Genomic DNA, 16,992 nt, shown 5'->3' with positions numbered 1-16,992 from the left:
TGTGATGTGTTGTAATAAACAATCCTTTTATTTCTGTTATAGTTGCTGTACAGGTTTAGGGTTTACATTATCACTTTCTATAATACCATCTCTCAGTCGTATTATTCTGTGTGCGTGTTCTGCAATATCTTCTTCGTGTGTAACCAGTATAACAGTATTTCCGTTTGCATGAATTTCATCAAATAAATTCATAATCTCTACAGATGTTTTACTGTCAAGGTTACCGGTAGGTTCATCAGCAAGTATTATAGAAGGGTGGTTAACCAGTGCTCTTGCAACAGCTACCCTTTGGCGTTGCCCTCCCGAAAGCTGGTTGGGTTTATGGTCCATGCGGTCAGCCAGTCCTACTTGTGTAAGTACTTCGGTAGCACGTTCATTACGTTCAGATTTGTTGTAACCTGCGTATACCATTGGTAATGCAACATTATCAAGCGCTGTGGTACGCGGTAGCAGGTTAAAAGTCTGGAATACAAAGCCTATTTCTTTGTTACGTATTTCAGCAAGCTCATCATCGCTCATTTGGCTTGCGTCTTTACCATTTAATATATAAGAGCCCGATGTAGGTGTGTCCAAGCAACCTAATAAATTCATTAAGGTACTTTTACCGGAACCCGAAGGTCCCATTAAAGCAACATACTCTCCTTTATTTATTTTTAGGTCTATGCCCTTTAGTACTTTAACTACTTCGCTTCCTAAAGGGAAATCTCGGGTTATACCTTTTATATCAATTATAGGTTTTGCCATAGCTGAGTTTTAAGCCTTAAAAGTAGTGATTTTTTTCTGAGAGTAAAATCTATGAATGTTGATTTACGAATAAGTATTGTATGGAATTAAAAAGAGGTGCTTAAATCAGCACCTCTTTTTAAAATAACATTTTGTATAATATTGAGGGTATTATAAATACTATTGGTTATCGTTATTAACTAAACCGTTTTGGTTGTTGTTTTCCGTTTCAGTTACTTCTCGGTCTACATTTTCCTGGTCTTCTCTTCTGGCTTCCTGTATTCCTGTTGTAGCAACAGCTTCTCTTTCTTCTTCTGCTTCAGTTGCTTTTTCACTTTTACTGTCATGTCTTATCACGTTATATACTTTAGGGTCCGGTTGCTTAGGATAGCTTTGTGCGGTTGCTAAAGTTATAGTAAGTAATGTGCTAAGGGTAAATACTATCTTTTTCATAATCTGTTTTTTTAGGTTCATTATCAAAGTTACATTACTGATTATCGCATTTGTATTAATGGTTTATTAATTAACTACGGTTTAAGACAATAGGTTAAAGAATGTGAAAGAATAGTTCTATTCTATTTAATTATAATAGTAAAATGGTATTATTTATTTCCTTAAATAATTGTAGTAGGAAAAGACGCTGTAAAAAAGCTAGCCCTGTTAACGTATTCTTAATTAAACTTAATTTATTGTTATAACTGCTAAAGTATTCCTAATAAATAAACTAAAACTTTGAAATATGATTAATACGGATTTACCTTTACACCATAGTTAATCAGAAAAAATAAAACAAAAGAACCATGAAAAGATTTAATTTAATGCTAGGTGCTGCTCTTATAGCAGCAGGATTTACATCTTGTAAGAATGATGCTGAAATGGCTGCACAGGATAGTGTAGACGGATATGAGGCATACGTAGACTCTATACAAGGGTTAGACGACGAAGAAAGAGTAGCGAATTGGGAAACTATCGATTCAGAGTACAACAACAGGCTTTCTGAAGCTGAATCTGGATTAGAAAGTGTAAAAGATAGAGCTGCTGCTGAAGAGAAAATTAATGATACAAAAGAAAAGTACAACGAGGTAAAGAACAAAACAATGGAAGAAGCTAATGACGCTAAAGAAGCTTCTTTGTATAATGGATTGTTTGGACATGAGCCTCAAGGTGGAAACATGGACTTTACTTGGGTAAACAAAGATAATATACTAGGTGTTTACAAACAGTTTGTAGAAACTTTTGAAGCTAACAAGGATAGTTACTCTCGTGACCAACTTGATATGATAAAAGCTTGGTATGAAGCACTTGATGCAAGAAAAAACACTGTAGAAGAGCAAGGTTTAACAACTGAAGACAATATGGAGATTGCTAAACTTAAAACTAGTTTTGCTACTAAGTTTGCATGGGAAAGAATGACAGCTAAAGGAGAAGAGAACGAAGAAGCTAAGGAAGCTGCAGAATAATAGCGAATAGATAAAGGTTAATTATTATTCGTATTAAAGGGGTTGCGTATTGCAACCTCTTTTTTTGTTTTTTAACTGATGGTTAACGGTTTAAACCTTTCATAATAGTTACTTTTAAGTAAGAAAAAATAAATAAGAAAAAGGAAGTATAACTAAAAAATTGTAAAATTATGCCAGGTAGAAAAGATCCAGGACCAAGCGTTAAAAATAAAGAACAATATGAAGCTTTAAGAGATAGAGGTTACAGTAAAGAGAAATCAGCACGTATTGCCAATACGGAGGATTCCGGTACAAAAGGTGGTCATGCTGAAAAGTATGAAGACCGAACCAAAGAAGAGTTATATGAGCAAGCTAAAAAGGTAGGTATAGACGGACGCTCTAAAATGAGTAAATCAGAGTTAATACATGCTTTGCGTAATAACTAGTGTATAAAGGCTATTAGATAAGTCCCCATAAATTGCGGACTCCTAATAGTGCGTTAGTAAACCAGTTGGTAAACGGGCGAACAATAAAGTGTTGTTTTGCCTGTTCTTTTCTGAAAAACACAAGCCCTAAGTAATACGTGTCTATAGTCACTGTTACACTAGGGTTTTCTTTTATAGCTTCCCAGGCTTTTTCGGCAGCTGCTGTAGTATGAATATCGCCTACAATACAAACGGTATTGCTGTTGGCGTTTGGTAGTATTTGTTCCAGTAGTTGTAAAAGTGACTCGGTGTCATTTCCGGATATGTATGCTAAATCAATAGTGCCGGGTATAGGAGCTAATGTTGAGAAAAACCAAGGTTGCGTATTCGCTTTTTCACCTGAGGCTTGTAATATTTTAGTTGCCTCTTCTGCCTTGTTGCCTAATACATATAACTTAGAAGCTTTAATTCCTGAAACTATTTTATGTAAGGTGTTTGCAGCTTCGATACTTATATTTTCTACAGGAAGGTGTTTTTTGCTGCGGTACAGTTTAGGTGTACCGCTATAAAAACATTTAGTAATCAGGTTATATACAAAAGGCGAGTGAATGCCATGTGCATTGCTCGATTTCCAAAGGAATTTTGTGTAACTCAATGGTTTCATATACTTACTTGTATTACGCTTCTTCCATTTTTGCGCTAAGTTCAAACCAGCGTTCTGTTTTTTCGTCTATGCTGTCTAATACCTTTTGTAACTCTTCCGATTTTTCGGTTATCTCAGTATCAGCAAGTTCTCCACTGGCAAATATACCTTCTATTTCCTTTTTCTTTTCTTCAAGATCTTTAATCTCGCGCTCCAGTTTTTGATATTCCTTTTGCTCATTAAAGGTTAAGCCTTTTTTTACATTATCTTTTTTCCACGATTTTTTATCGGTAGTAGTTTTAGTTTCTTCCTTTTCAGGTTCAGTACTATCTTCATAAATGCGGAAATCACTATAGTTACCCGGAAAATCTTCAATAACACCTTCGCCTCTGAAAACAAACAGGTGATCTACAATTTTATCCATAAAATACCTGTCGTGTGATACTACAATAAGGCATCCCGGGTAATCTAAAAGGAAACTCTCTAAAACATTAAGGGTTACAATATCTAAATCGTTGGTAGGCTCATCCAGTATTAAAAAGTTAGGATTTTGTATTAATACGGTACACAGGTAAAGACGTTTTAATTCGCCACCACTTAGTTTTTCTACAAAATCATACTGTTTTTTACGGTCGAACAGGAAACGCTCCAGTAATTGCGCTGCTGATATAGTTCGCCCTTTGGTTAATGGTATGTATTCACCAAACTCTTTAATTATATCAATAACTTTTTGTTCCGGTTTTGGGTTAATACCATTTTGAGTATAGTACCCTATTTTAACCGTTTCGCCTATAACTACTTTTCCGTTATCAGGAGCAATGCTTTGTGTTAGTATATTTAGGAAGGTCGATTTTCCCGTTCCATTTTTACCAATAATACCAATACGTTCGCCCTTTTTAAAATTGTAGCTAAAGTTTTTAAGTATGGTTTTCTCTTTAAAATCTTTGGAGAGGTTGTGTAGCTCTACTATTTTGCTACCCATACGCTCCATGTTTATTTCCAGTTCTACCTGGTGCTCTTTACGTCGGCTATTGGCCTTTTCTTTAATTACATAAAAATCATCCTGACGTGATTTTGATTTTGTGGTTCTTGCCTTGGGTTGACGGCGCATCCAAGCCAGTTCTTTTACAAATAAGTTTTTGGCTTTGTCTATACTTGCATTTTCAGCAGCAATGCGTTCTTCTTTTTTATCAAGATAGTAGGAGTAGTTCCCTTTGTACTGGTATAACTGCCCGTTATCCATTTCTATTATTTCATTACACACCCTTTCTAAAAAGTAGCGGTCGTGTGTAACCATAAATAGTGTGATGTTTTCTTTAGCAAAATAACTTTCCAGCCATTCAATCATTTCGAGGTCTAGGTGGTTGGTAGGTTCATCCAGTATTAATAAATCGGGTTTATTAATAAGTATTATGGCTAATGCTAAACGCTTTTTTTGCCCACCCGAAAGACTTTTCACCTTTAGTTTAAGGTCTTCCAGTTTTAGCTTAAAAAGTATTTGCTTGTATTGTGTTTCAAAATCCCACGCATTGTGAATATCCATTTGCTCAAATGCTTTTTGATATTCTTCTGTGTTTTCAGGATTTTCAAGTGCTTTCTCGTAACGTTCTATTACTTTCAGTATATCATTATCCGATGCAAATATGCTTTCCTCAACACTTAGCTCGGGGTTAAGGTTAGGCTCTTGCGGTAGGAAAGCCATTTTTATATCCTTTCGCATAACCACTTGCCCGGTATCGGGTGTGTCCTCTCCTGTAATAATTTTAAGGATGCTGGTTTTACCCGTTCCGTTTTTAGCTATAAAAGCTACTTTTTGGTCTTTATTAATACCGAATGATATATCACTGAAAAGTGTGCGTTCTCCAAATGATTTGGATATGTTTTCTACTGAAAGGTAATTCACGTTATTGGCTTTTGTGCAAAAATAGACTATTTAAAGTATTTGCAGCTAAAATTAATAAAAATGTCATTTTGTCATTAAATAATGACAAAAAGTCTTGTTCATGGCTTTGGTACAAGAGTTGACTATTATAAAGCGTAAAACAAAAAGATTTCTAATTAAGTAGAACAAAAAATAGTTAAGATTATGAGTTTAGTAAAACGTAACAACAGTAATGCAAATGGTTTATTTCCTTCATTTATGGATGAAATTTTTAAAGACTGGTCAGGAGGTACACAGTTAATGCACAAAATGACTCCGCCGGTAAATATTAAGGAGACAGAAAACGGTTTTACAGTAGAGTTGATGGCTCCGGGAATGAAAAAAGAAAATTTTAATATTGAAGTTGAGAATGATTTGCTTAGTATTTCGGCAGAAGTAAAAACTGAAAATACGGAGAAGGAAGAAGGTAAGTTTACAAGACGTGAGTTTGGTTACTCCTCTTTTAAACGTGCATTTACACTTCCTGAAACAGTAAACGATGAAAATATAACGGCTTCTTATGATAATGGTATTCTTACAATAGGGTTACCTAAAAAAGAGGAAGCGTTACCAAAAGCGAAAAGGTTAATTGATATTTCATAATAATTGTGTTAGTTGGTTAAAAAACGTCCTGCATTTTGCAGGGCGTTTTTTTATTTAAAAAAATCAGGAGGCAATTCTCTATATTTGTAGTCATGCAGCTATCTGTTATTATTCTTAATTATAATGTACGCTATTTTTTAGAACAATGTATTCTTAGCGTGCAGCAAGCTCTTGAAAATATAGAGGGGGAAATTATCGTGGTAGATAATAACTCGTCTGATGAGAGTTGTGCTATGGTGACTCAAAATTTTCCTGATGTAAAACTTATTGCTAATAAGGAAAACCCCGGTTTTCCTAAAGGGAATAACATAGGGGTAGCTAAAGCTAAAGGTAAATATTTGTGTATTCTTAACCCTGATACAGTAGTTGCAGAAGATACCTTTATAAAGGTTCTGGCATTTGCTGAACAGCATAATAACATGGGTATTACAGGGGTGAAGATGATTGACGGCATGGGGAAGTTTCTCCCTGAAAGCAAACGTGGATTGCCTACGCCTTGGGTTTCGGCGACTAAAATAATAGGGTTGTATAAATTGTTGCCTAAATCTAAACTGTTTAATAAGTATTATGCACAGCATATAGCGGTTGATGAAACTGCAAAAACCGATATTCTTACGGGTGCATTTATGTTTGTAGAGCGAGAGCTGTATAATAAGGTAGGTGGCTTTGATGAAAGCTATTTTATGTATGGTGAGGATATCGATTTATCGTATACGGTGTTAAAAGCAGGTAAGGATAATTATTATTACCCTGATACGGCAATTATACATTATAAAGGCGAAAGTACTGTTAGAAATAAGGAGTACATGAAACGCTTTAATGACGCTATGCAGGACTTTTATAAAAAGCATTTCAAGAAATCTCTGTTTTTTGATTTGTTTATGAAAGCAGGTGCTACACTTTTTGTTTCAGCCAAAAAAAATAAAAAGGTTCAGGAAATAGAAACGCAGGAATATTTTTTATTTTCAGAAGATGAAGGGTTAAGAGAGTTACTTGAGGGTAAACTGGAAAAAAAAGTTATACGCTTAAGTAGCTATAAAGAGACAATGCTGCTGCCTTTAAAAAAGGCACAATTTAAAACCATAGAAGTTGTATTTGATAACGAAATGTTGACTTTTGGGGAAATTATTGCTATAATGCAAAGACATAGTAATGACGGGTATACCTATAAAATAAAGCCCAAAGGTTGTAACTATATTTTGGGGAGTAACGATAGTAATTCCAGAGGGAACATTTTACAGTGGTAATAAATTATAGTTAAGACGTTTTTAAAATTATAAAGAGATAAGTAATAAGTCGATTTTTTTATTAATTTCGCAATCATAAACATTAATATTAGCTTTAGGTTAACGATATGGCAAAATTTGAACTGAAATTACCCAAAATGGGTGAGAGTGTTGCAGAGGCAACAATAACAAACTGGTTAAAAAATGTGGGAGATCCCATTGACGCAGATGAAGCAGTTTTAGAAATCGCCACAGATAAAGTAGATTCAGAAGTTCCTTCAGAAGTTTCAGGAGTTTTATCGGAAATATTATTTCAGGTAGACGATGTAGTTCAGGTAGGGCAAACAATTGCTTATATCGAAACTGAAGGGGATGTTCCTGCTCAGGCACAATCATCAGAAGAACCTGCTAAAGAAGCTAATGTTGAAGCTGTAGCACAAACTGTAGAAACAGCAAAAGATGCAGCATCAGCACCTGTTGACTTCTCAGATTCAGATAAATTTTTCTCGCCATTAGTTAAAAATATAGCTAAGGAAGAAGGTGTTTCACTTGCAGAGCTTGAAGCTATAAGCGGTACAGGTAAAGATGGCAGAGTGACTAAAAACGATATACTGGATTATATCAAAAACAGGTCAAGTCAGCCTGCTACGACTCCTCAGGCAGCTAAACCGGCAGCACCTGCACCTGCATCAAAACCTGCTGCTAAAGCAGCACCGGTTTCAGTTAACGGTCAGGATGAGATTATAGAAATGGACCGTATGCGTAAAATGATTTCGCATCACATGGTTCAGTCGGTACAAACATCAGCACACGTACAGTCGTTTATAGAAGTTGATGTTACCAATATAGTAAACTGGAGAAATAAGGTTAAGAAAGAGTTTGAACAGAGAGAAGGAGAAAAGTTAACCTTTACACCAATATTTATGGAAGCTGTAGCGCGTGCGCTAAAAGACTTCCCTATGATGAATATATCGGTTGATGGTGATTATATCATCAAAAAGAAAAATGTTAATCTTGGTATGGCAGCAGCTTTACCAAACGGAAACCTTATTGTTCCTGTAATTAAAAATGCTGACCAGTTAAACCTTGTAGGTATGGCAAAAGCGGTTAATGATTTAGCTAACCGTGCAAGAATAGGTAAACTTAAACCGGACGATACTCAGGGAGGTACTTATACGGTAACCAACGTGGGTACTTTTGGCAGCGTGTTTGGTACACCAATAATCAATCAGCCACAGGTAGGTATCTTAGCATTAGGTGCTATTAGAAAAGTACCTGCTGTTATTGAGACACCGCAGGGTGACTTTATAGGGATACGCCAAAAAATGTTCTTATCGCACAGTTATGACCACAGGGTTGTAGATGGTGCGCTTGGAGGGCAGTTTGTAAAACGTGTAGCAGAGTACCTTGAAGGTTTTGATGCTAACAGAGGGGTATAATTTGCAAGCGATACGCTAATAATATTTATATATAACAGGCAGTCCGTAACGGGCTGCCTGCTTTTTTAATACACATCCAACAAATAAATTAGTATAACTTCTTTATTTTAAATTTTACTAAAGTTATATTTGTAATAACGAGAAACATTATGGAGTTAAAATTAAACAGACCTATTTGCTTTTTTGATTTAGAAACTACGGGTACTGATATAAGCAAAGACAGAATTGTAGAAATATCAATACTAAAAGTTTATCCTAACGGAAATAAAGAAAGTAAAACATGGTTGGTAAACCCTGAAATCCCCATACCGCCATCAACAACTGCTTTTCATGGTATAACAGATGAAAAAGTAGCCAATGAGCCAACTTTTAAAGAACTTTCAAGTCAGGTGTACAATATGATTAAAGATTCTGATTTGGCAGGCTATAATTCTGATAGATTCGATATTCCGCTTTTAGCAGAAGAAATGTTACGTGCCGGGGTAGACTTCGAAATGAAAAACAGAGTTGCGGTTGACGTTCAGACAATTTTCCATAAAAAAGAAGAGAGAACACTTAGTGCTGCTTATAAATTTTATTGCGGGCAAACGTTGGAAAATGCACACAGCGCAGAAGCAGATACTAATGCAACTTACGAAATACTAAAATCGCAATTAGACAGGTATGAAGACTTGACTAATGATATAAAAGCATTATCAGAATATACTAAGCGTAAAGCGTCAGTAGATTTTGCCGGTTTTATAGCTTTAAATAAAGATGGAGACGAAGTTTTTGCTTTTGGTAAATTTAAAGGGGTTAAAGTAGAGAAGGTACTGGAAGATGAACCTGGTTATTACGGATGGATGCAAAATGCAGATTTTCCGCTATATACCAAAAAAGTACTTACAGCAATAAAACTAAGAAAACTGAATAATAAATTAACGTAATTAACAGGCGCTATTATGAAGATTATTTGTGTAGGAAGAAACTATACGGATCATATAGAGGAGTTGGCTAATGAAAAGCCGGAAAGCCCTGTGCTTTTTATGAAACCCGATACGGCAATAGTGCTTAAAAAATTTCCTTTTTTTATACCTGATTTTAGTAATGAGGTACATCATGAAGTTGAGGTACTAGTTAAAATAAACAAAGTAGGTAAACACATAGATGCTAAGTTTGCTCATAAGTATTATGACTCTATTGGCTTAGGTATTGATTTTACTGCTCGTGATTTACAGGCAGCATTAAAAGAAAAAGGTTTACCTTGGGAAAAAGCAAAAGCCTTTGACGGTTCTGCTGTGATAGGGGAGTTTGTAGATAAGACGGAGTTTGAATCGTTAAACGATATAAACTTTAAACTCACTAAAAACAATGAAGTTGTTCAGGAAGGTAATACAAAGCAAATGCTTTGGAAGATTGATGAATTAATAGCCTATGTGTCGCAGTTTTTTACATTACGTATAGGTGATATTATTTTTACAGGTACACCAAAAGGGGTAGGAAAAGTAAACCCGGAAGATGTACTGGAAGGATTTATAGAAGACAAAAAACTATTTAGAATACAAGTAAAGTAATGGCTCTATATTATAATCTATCTAAGGTTTACGAAGTTTCTGATAACGACGTAGATTTTGCTAAACAAATAGCAATACTTTTTACAGAAGAAGTTCCTGTTGAAATTACCAATATAAAAGAGGGGCTTAAAGAAAAAGACCATAAAAAGGTGTATTATGCTGCACATAAAATAAAACCCACACTTGATCTTTTGGGTATGGATATAGCTTATAACGATGTTTTGGCTATTGAAGAATGGACAAGAGCAGAAGGTAAAAAGAGAGAGATTAAAGATATAGTAAAGAGTCTTAAAGAAAATGTAGACCTTACATTAAAAGAACTTAAAAAAGATTTTGATCTTTAATATATGAAAGCAGCCATAGTTACTATTGGTGATGAAATACTTATTGGACAAATAGTTGATACCAATTCAAGTTACATTGCTAAAGCTTTAGATAAAATAGGTATAGGGGTTTATGAGATGCTTTCTATTAGTGATGACAGAGAGCATATTCTAGAAACGCTAAAAGTATTACAAAATAAAGTTGATTTAGTAATTGTTACGGGTGGTTTAGGACCAACTAAAGATGATATCACTAAAAAAACATTCTGTGATTATTTTGAAGATGAGTTAGTTTTAAATAATGACGTCTTAATGCATGTAGAAGGCTTAATACAAAGTGTTTTAAAACGTAAAGCCTCTCAAATGAACCAAGATCAGGCATTAGTACCTTCAAAATGTACGGTACTACATAACCCTGTTGGTACAGCTCCGGGAATGTGGATGGAAAAAGAAAACACCGTTTTTGTGTCTTTGCCGGGTGTGCCCTATGAAATGAAAGGACTTATAGAAAAAGAAGTTATACCAAGAGTTGTAGCTAAGTATAAACGTCCTTTTATAGTGCATAAAACAATTCTTACATACGGAGAAGGAGAGAGTGTAGTAGCTGAACGTATAGAGGAGTGGGAGGATAATTTACCGGAGTTTATAAAATTGGCTTACTTGCCAAGTCCGGGACGCGTTAGGTTACGTCTTTCAGCAAGGGGTGCAGATAAAGATGTTTTATATACCGCTATTGCCGAAGAAACTGAAAAGCTGAAAAAAATAATAGGCGATATTATAGTAGGCTATGAAGAAGATGAAACGCTTGAGGTTGTAGTAGGTAAACTTTTAAAAGAACAAGGTAAAACCATAGCAGTTGCCGAAAGTTGTACAGGAGGTAAATTGGCACATGCTTTTACATTAGCAATGGGAGCTTCCAGTTATTTTAAAGCAGGGGTAGTAACCTATTCTGTAGAGAGTAAGGTAGCTATATTGGGAATAGAAAAATCATTTATAGAAAAACATGATGTTGTAAGTGCTGAAGTGGCAGAAGCAATGGCACAAAAAACAAAAGCACTTTTTGGTACTGATTATGCCTTGGCTACTACTGGAAATGCAGGGCCTACTAAAGAAGAGGGGGCTGCCGAAGTTGGTACTGTTTTTATAGGTTTTGCAACCCCAAACGGAGTGTATAGTGAAGAGTTTAATTTAGGACAACCACGCGATAAAGTTATAGACAGGGCAGTAAATAAAGCATTAGAAAAAATTTATAAGGAAATTTTTAAAAACTAACTCATTATGTTTGTGTAATATATTTCTTTTTTGTTTCTTTGCACCCTGATTTTGAATAACGATATAAAAGCGTAATATAATGTCAAGAGTTTGTGACCTTACAGGTAAAAAAGCAATGGTAGGAAACAATGTTTCCCACGCTATGAATAAAACTAAGCGAAAGTTTAATGTAAACTTAATGAAGAAGCGTTTTTATCTTCCTGAAGAAGACAGGTGGGTAACTCTTAGGGTAGCCGCTTCTACTATCAAAACTATTAATAAAAAAGGTATTACTGCAGTGTTAAAAGACGCTCAGGCTAAGGGGCTTATAAAATAATTCCTGTACCAATAATAATATATATTTAAGATGGCAAAGAAAGGTAATAGAATCCAGGTTATTTTAGAGTGTACTGAGCACAAAGATTCTGGCAAGCCGGGAACTTCAAGGTACATCACTACTAAGAACAAGAAAAACACACCGGACAGATTAGAGATAAAAAAATTCAATCCTATATTAAAAAGGATGACTGTCCATAAAGAAATCAAATAATATTTATACGTCATGGCAAAGAAAACCGTAGCAACGTTACAAACATCTTCAAAAAGATTAACGAAAGCAATAAAAATGGTAAAGTCGCCAAAAACAGGTGCTTACACATTTGTGGAAGGGGTTATGACTCCGGAAGAAGTGAATGATTTTCTTAGTAAAAAATAAGAAATCTAACAATATATAGAAAAGCTACTTTCTTTAGGGAAAGTAGCTTTTTTATTTTCTATATTTACCGCTGGAAAAAACTGATTATTTTTAAGTATGAATTTCTTCAAAAAAATATTTTCCTCAGAAAAAAAAGAAACTTTAGACAAAGGTCTTGAGAAAAGTAAAACCTCTTTTTTTTCAAAGCTATCTAAGGCAGTAGCAGGAAAATCTAAAGTTGATGATGAGGTTTTAGATAACCTGGAGGAGGTTTTAGTAACGTCTGATGTAGGTGTAAATACTACACTTAAAGTTATTGAACGTATTGAGGATCGTGTTGCTCGTGATAAATACTTGGGTACGGATGAACTTAATAAAATATTAAGGGAAGAAATAGCTGCTCTACTTTCTGAAACCAATAGTGGAGAAGCAACTGAATTTGAAATTCCTGCAGACAAAAAGCCTTATGTACTTATGGTTGTTGGTGTAAATGGTGTAGGTAAAACTACTACTATTGGGAAACTGGCATACCAGTTTAAGAAAGCTGGTAAAAAAGTAGTTTTAGGAGCAGCAGATACATTTAGAGCAGCAGCTATAGATCAGCTTCAGGTTTGGGCAGATCGGGTAGATGTTCCTATTGTAAGACAAAATATGGGTAGTGACCCGGCTTCTGTAGCTTTTGATACTTTACAATCAGCAGTAAGCCAAGATGCTGATGTGGTAATAATTGATACAGCGGGAAGACTTCATAATAAAGTAAACCTTATGAACGAACTTTCTAAAGTGAAAAGAGTAATGCAAAAAGTGATAGGAGATGCTCCTCATGATGTATTACTTGTTTTAGATGGTTCTACAGGTCAAAACGCATTTGAGCAGGCAAAACAATTTACAGCAGCTACAGAGGTTACTTCTCTTGCTGTAACTAAACTTGACGGTACTGCAAAAGGCGGGGTTGTAATTGGTATATCAGACCAGTTTAAAATTCCGGTTAAATACATTGGTGTAGGTGAAGGCATTGAAGACCTGCAAGTATTTAATAAATATGAGTTTGTAGACTCTTTCTTCAAATAAGTTTTAAAGACAATAAAAACAACAAATCAATACAATGAGAATTTTTACTTTTATAGCGGTTTTTATCACCGCTATGTCATCTTTTGCCCAAGAACAGCAAGCAGGTTATTATATTACTGAAAATGGTAATCGTGTAGAAGGCTATTTTAAAACAACTGATTTTACTAATTTTTCTTTACTTGAATTTAAAGAAAAAAATGAAAACTCTTTTTCTAAACTTAATAAAGGTGATGTTTCTGAATATGGTGTAGGAGTGGAGTATAGATTTGTAAAAAAGACCTTTAAACTTGATAATTCAAAGCTTCTTAATAAGAGAAGGTTAACTTCTGACTATGAGCCTGAATGGGAAACTGTAACAGATTTTTTAAATATGCTTGTAGAAGGTAAAGCAGAGTTATATACTTACAGTACTACTAAAGGAGGTGAATATTTTTTATATGCTATCCCTACAGAAGATATAGAACTTCAGCAATTTATATATAAAGATTATATGCGTTCGCATACTAAAATAGCACAAAATACAACATACATACAACAAATAGTAGATGATTTAATGTGTGAAAATGGTACTGTTATTAATTATAGGGCAGTTGATTATGATAAAGATGATTTAATAAATGTGTTTGAACATTACAACTTATGTAACAATGTTGAGTCGATTACATATACTAATAATACAGGTAAGGGCTATGAAATGAAGTTTTCGGTATTTGCAGGAATTTATAATACAAGCTATGCGGTAACTGATACCAGACCGGAATCGGAAACTAAGAATTTTATATCTCCCGGAGTAGGTGCAGAAGTAGCATTAGTTTTTCCGTCAGAAAAATGGGAAGTATTTATGCGTGCAGAGTTTGAAAGTATTTCTTCTGAAACTACAGGAAAGTATGTAAGATCATATAATACTGAAGTTGGAGATTATAAAATTAAGGCCACGATTCTTAATTTCTATCCGGGTGTTAGGTATAACTTTAAATCTGAAAAGAGGTATAAACTATTTGCAGATGTAGCAGCAGGGTTAAATATACCGATAAGTGGTGATATTAAGTTTACAAGAAGTATACTTATTGATTCAGGGGTATACGGTTCAGAAACATACGAATATAACCTTAATGCTGCTACCAGTGCTAATATAGGTATAGGGTATACTTATAATAAAAAGTATAGTGTTGTTTTAAGATATGAAACCGGAAAAAACCTGGGAGGGACAAGTAACAATTACAAAGTAAAACTTTCTCGTATAGGGCTTAATTTTATGTACACTTTCTAAAGCAATAATTGAAAGACAATATTAAATAAATACGCTGATATTAGTTTATCAGCGTATTTATTTTTGCCCATAACTCATTATCAAAATTTGTAGAAGGCGCATTTATATCTTCAATTGTTTCTTCGTCTGGTGTTTCTCCCATACGTATAACGACTATTTTTCTTGAAGGTACTATATAGAGTTTTTGATTTCCTTCTCCCATAGCCATATACATATCACTGGGTGCAGAAGCTATCATACTTCCTGTAAACTCTTCATCATTTAAGGGTAAGTAGTAATTTTCTTTACCATTTAACCACCAGGCATATCCGTATGACTTATTTATTTCCTGAGATGAAGAAGTGCAACTGGTAAAGTAATCAGAGTCAATTATTTGTTGGCTTTTCCACTTACCTTTATTTAAGGCTAACAATCCATATCTGGCAATACTTCTGGCATCACTCCAATAGGTTTTTAGGTTATTCATTTCCCGCCATTCACCTTCCATACCTATGGGGTATTGTAATTCATCGTTAAAATATTGTATCCAGTTTTCCCCTGTGGCTTCCTGTACTATATCCTGAAGTTTATTATCTACGGGATGAAACGCCCATCTGGTTCCTGCATCGCAGTGATATTGCAACCCTGTAGCAGAAATATTATTACCGTAATCTTCATTCAGCCCCGAGGTCATAGTAAGTAAGTGCTTACATGTAATCATATCTTCTTTTTCAGGCGGAGCACTTGTCCAGGAAGTTCCTAAATAATCAGATACTTTATTATTAACATTAACATAGCCATTTTGTTCGGCTATGCCTGTTATAGCAGCGGTTAAAGTTTTATCAGCGCTGCCCCAATACCATTTTTTATATCGGCTGTGACCATTAAAATAGTTTTCCATTACTATTTTACCATCTGCCAGAATAATAAAAGCTCTGGTCTTTTCAGTGTTTAAAAAGTCAAGTAACGGGGCAATACCGTCTTCATTCCATCCTATTTCCTGTACAGTTGTTTTTTTCCAGTAATCTGAATTGTTTTCGGGGAAATACATAGTTGTATTAGTAGTAACTATATCAGAGTCATCAGTATTACATGAAAATAACAAAAGCGCAGGTAGTATCAGTAATAATTTTTTCATAACAGCTTTTTCATATTATTATGAGGTAAAATTATTAAATACTAACGCTAACTTCTTGAAATTGTTAAAATTGTAACAGTTATAATTTACTTAAAGTGACTATTTAAATATTAAAATATTTAAGAAATGAAGCGTTATAACTACTATAATTTATATTGTTGTCTATAGAAATTTTAATTTATCATTGCGTTTATTTTTATCCATAACTCATTATCAAAACCTGATAATGCAAAATTTTCTTCGTCGGCTGCTTCACCCATTCTGATGATTACCATTTTTCTGGATGGAATGACATAAATTTTCTGGTCGTTTTTTCCCAATGCCATATACATATCTTCAGGTGCGGATGGTATAACACTACCTTGAAACTCATATTGTGATTGGGGTAAATGATAATTAGCCTTACCGTTTACCCACCATAAATAGCCATAACCATTGTTTATACTTTGTGAAGTTGTTGTAGCATCATTACAGTAATTAGCATTAATTATTTGCTGTTCTTTCCATTTACCATTGTTAAGTGCCAACAAGCTAAAACGAGCCATACTTCGCGTAGTACTCCAGTAAACATTAAGGTTTCCAATAGGTATCCATGAACCAGTCATACCAATAGGGCTTTTCAATTTAGCATTAAAGTAATCATCCCAGCTTAACCCTGTGCTTTGGGCTACTACACCTTGCATTTTAAGAAAAACGCCATGATATGCCCATCTGGTTCCTGCATCGGCGATATACTGTAAATTTTCGGGAGAAATATCATCGCCTAAAGTGTCATCAAGCCCCGATGTCATGGTAAGTAAATTACGGCAAGTAATTAAGTTTTCTTTTTCGAGAGGTGCACTTGTCCAACCTGTGCCAATGTAATCAGATACTTTATTGTTGATGTTAATGTAACCTTCCTGCTCTGCAATACCTGTTACAGCAGTAGTAAGTGTTTTTCCTGCACTTGCCCAGTACCACGGTGTGTTAGCTGTATGATTATTAAAATATTCTTCTATTACAATTCTGCCGTTTACTAAAACCATAAACGATTTTGTGTTTTTTGTTTCAAGGTAGTCTAAAAGTTCATTTTTAGCAATTTCACTCCAACCCAGTTCGCTCATAGCTTTTGTTTCCCAAATACTAGTATTATTGTCAGGGAAATACATTGCTTCTATTGGTGTATCGTCAGTAGTATTATCATCAGCGTCAGAACTGCATGATAATAATAGAAAACCACTAAACAGTAATAAAATATTTTTCATGATTGTTTTATCTGTTTGACAATAAATATATTAAATAGTTTAATTGGTAT

20 protein-coding genes are annotated in these 16,992 nt (G+C 34.5%); 14 read left to right on the top strand and 6 right to left on the bottom strand.

All coding sequences use genetic code 11. From position 1 onward, the window contains the following. Positions 1-36: 36 nt before the first annotated feature. A complete protein-coding gene (locus IEW45_RS07115) occupies positions 37-744 on the bottom strand; it encodes an ABC transporter ATP-binding protein (RefSeq protein WP_188620545.1) in 708 nt (235 codons plus the stop codon). Positions 745-903: 159 nt separating this feature from the next. After that, positions 904-1,176 carry a hypothetical protein gene (locus tag IEW45_RS07110; protein WP_188620544.1) on the bottom strand — a complete coding sequence of 91 codons (273 nt, stop codon included), beginning with the start codon at positions 1,174-1,176 and terminating at the stop codon, positions 904-906. A gap of 347 nt (positions 1,177-1,523) precedes the next feature. On the opposite strand from IEW45_RS07110, the gene IEW45_RS07105 reads away from it, so the two are divergent. Together IEW45_RS07105 and IEW45_RS07100 are read left to right on the top strand one after the other, a co-directional pair. Then, positions 1,524-2,183, top strand: coding sequence for a hypothetical protein (locus IEW45_RS07105; RefSeq protein WP_188620543.1), 660 nt, complete (start codon positions 1,524-1,526; stop codon positions 2,181-2,183). Positions 2,184-2,353: 170 nt separating this feature from the next. Beyond that, on the top strand, positions 2,354-2,608 hold the full coding sequence (locus tag IEW45_RS07100; protein ID WP_188620542.1) for a DUF7218 family protein: 255 nt from the start codon (positions 2,354-2,356) through the stop codon (positions 2,606-2,608). Positions 2,609-2,621: 13 nt separating this feature from the next. Here IEW45_RS07100 and IEW45_RS14830 read toward each other — a convergent pair whose 3' ends face one another. Further along, entirely contained in the window at positions 2,622-3,251 is a 630-nt protein-coding gene (locus IEW45_RS14830; RefSeq protein WP_229665913.1) for a hypothetical protein, read from the bottom strand. 13 nt (positions 3,252-3,264) lie between these two features. After that, complete coding sequence (locus IEW45_RS07090; RefSeq protein ID WP_188620541.1) at positions 3,265-5,133, bottom strand: ABC-F family ATP-binding cassette domain-containing protein; 1,869 nt, start codon at positions 5,131-5,133, stop codon at positions 3,265-3,267. 183 nt (positions 5,134-5,316) lie between these two features. On the opposite strand from IEW45_RS07090, the gene IEW45_RS07085 reads away from it, so the two are divergent. From IEW45_RS07085 to IEW45_RS07030, 12 genes are all read left to right on the top strand, one after another. Next, the gene (locus tag IEW45_RS07085; RefSeq protein WP_188620540.1) at positions 5,317-5,754 is read left to right on the top strand and encodes an Hsp20/alpha crystallin family protein; all 438 of its coding nucleotides are present in this window, start codon (positions 5,317-5,319) and stop codon (positions 5,752-5,754) included. A gap of 92 nt (positions 5,755-5,846) precedes the next feature. Then, positions 5,847-7,001: a glycosyltransferase family 2 protein gene (locus tag IEW45_RS07080; RefSeq protein ID WP_188620539.1), complete on the top strand. Its 1,155-nt coding sequence runs from the start codon at positions 5,847-5,849 to the stop codon at positions 6,999-7,001. A gap of 107 nt (positions 7,002-7,108) precedes the next feature. Next, positions 7,109-8,419, top strand: coding sequence for a dihydrolipoamide acetyltransferase family protein (locus tag IEW45_RS07075; RefSeq protein ID WP_188620538.1), 1,311 nt, complete (start codon positions 7,109-7,111; stop codon positions 8,417-8,419). A gap of 149 nt (positions 8,420-8,568) precedes the next feature. After that, positions 8,569-9,345 (top strand): 3'-5' exonuclease, encoded by a 777-nt coding sequence (locus tag IEW45_RS07070; protein ID WP_188620537.1) that lies wholly within the window; start codon positions 8,569-8,571, stop codon positions 9,343-9,345. 15 nt (positions 9,346-9,360) lie between these two features. Further along, entirely contained in the window at positions 9,361-9,972 is a 612-nt protein-coding gene (locus tag IEW45_RS07065; RefSeq protein ID WP_188620536.1) for a fumarylacetoacetate hydrolase family protein, read from the top strand. Beyond that, a complete protein-coding gene (locus tag IEW45_RS07060; protein WP_188620535.1) occupies positions 9,972-10,316 on the top strand; it encodes an Hpt domain-containing protein in 345 nt (114 codons plus the stop codon). The genes IEW45_RS07065 and IEW45_RS07060 overlap by 1 nt, the downstream gene beginning before the upstream one ends. A 3-nt stretch (positions 10,317-10,319) precedes the next feature. Beyond that, complete coding sequence (locus IEW45_RS07055; RefSeq protein ID WP_188620534.1) at positions 10,320-11,567, top strand: competence/damage-inducible protein A; 1,248 nt, start codon at positions 10,320-10,322, stop codon at positions 11,565-11,567. A 79-nt stretch (positions 11,568-11,646) separates the two neighbouring features. Next, positions 11,647-11,883 carry a 50S ribosomal protein L28 gene (gene rpmB, locus IEW45_RS07050; protein ID WP_188620533.1) on the top strand — a complete coding sequence of 79 codons (237 nt, stop codon included), beginning with the start codon at positions 11,647-11,649 and terminating at the stop codon, positions 11,881-11,883. Between the two features lie 30 nt (positions 11,884-11,913). Next, on the top strand, positions 11,914-12,096 hold the full coding sequence (rpmG, locus tag IEW45_RS07045; protein WP_188620532.1) for a 50S ribosomal protein L33: 183 nt from the start codon (positions 11,914-11,916) through the stop codon (positions 12,094-12,096). A 12-nt stretch (positions 12,097-12,108) separates the two neighbouring features. Next, the gene (locus IEW45_RS07040) at positions 12,109-12,261 is read left to right on the top strand and encodes a DUF4295 domain-containing protein (RefSeq protein ID WP_188620531.1); all 153 of its coding nucleotides are present in this window, start codon (positions 12,109-12,111) and stop codon (positions 12,259-12,261) included. Between the two features lie 96 nt (positions 12,262-12,357). Then, positions 12,358-13,311, top strand: a complete 954-nt coding sequence (gene ftsY, locus IEW45_RS07035; RefSeq protein ID WP_188620530.1) for a signal recognition particle-docking protein FtsY — start codon at positions 12,358-12,360, stop codon at positions 13,309-13,311. Between the two features lie 34 nt (positions 13,312-13,345). Next, positions 13,346-14,581 (top strand): hypothetical protein, encoded by a 1,236-nt coding sequence (locus IEW45_RS07030; RefSeq protein ID WP_188620529.1) that lies wholly within the window; start codon positions 13,346-13,348, stop codon positions 14,579-14,581. Positions 14,582-14,621: 40 nt separating this feature from the next. On the opposite strand, the gene IEW45_RS07025 is transcribed toward IEW45_RS07030, so the two are convergent. Together IEW45_RS07025 and IEW45_RS07020 are read right to left on the bottom strand one after the other, a co-directional pair. Then, on the bottom strand, positions 14,622-15,698 hold the full coding sequence (locus tag IEW45_RS07025) for a serine hydrolase domain-containing protein (protein ID WP_188620528.1): 1,077 nt from the start codon (positions 15,696-15,698) through the stop codon (positions 14,622-14,624). A 173-nt stretch (positions 15,699-15,871) separates the two neighbouring features. Continuing rightward, entirely contained in the window at positions 15,872-16,942 is a 1,071-nt protein-coding gene (locus tag IEW45_RS07020) for a serine hydrolase domain-containing protein (protein ID WP_188620527.1), read from the bottom strand. Positions 16,943-16,992 lie beyond the last annotated feature (50 nt).

Origin of the sequence: Flavobacterium suaedae, assembly GCF_014642915.1 — a bacterium.
Taxonomy (GTDB): Bacteria; Bacteroidota; Bacteroidia; order Flavobacteriales; family Flavobacteriaceae; genus Flavobacterium; species Flavobacterium suaedae.
Note: the sequence above shows the minus strand (reverse complement) of the source record. Positions and strands in the feature narration are given on the sequence as shown.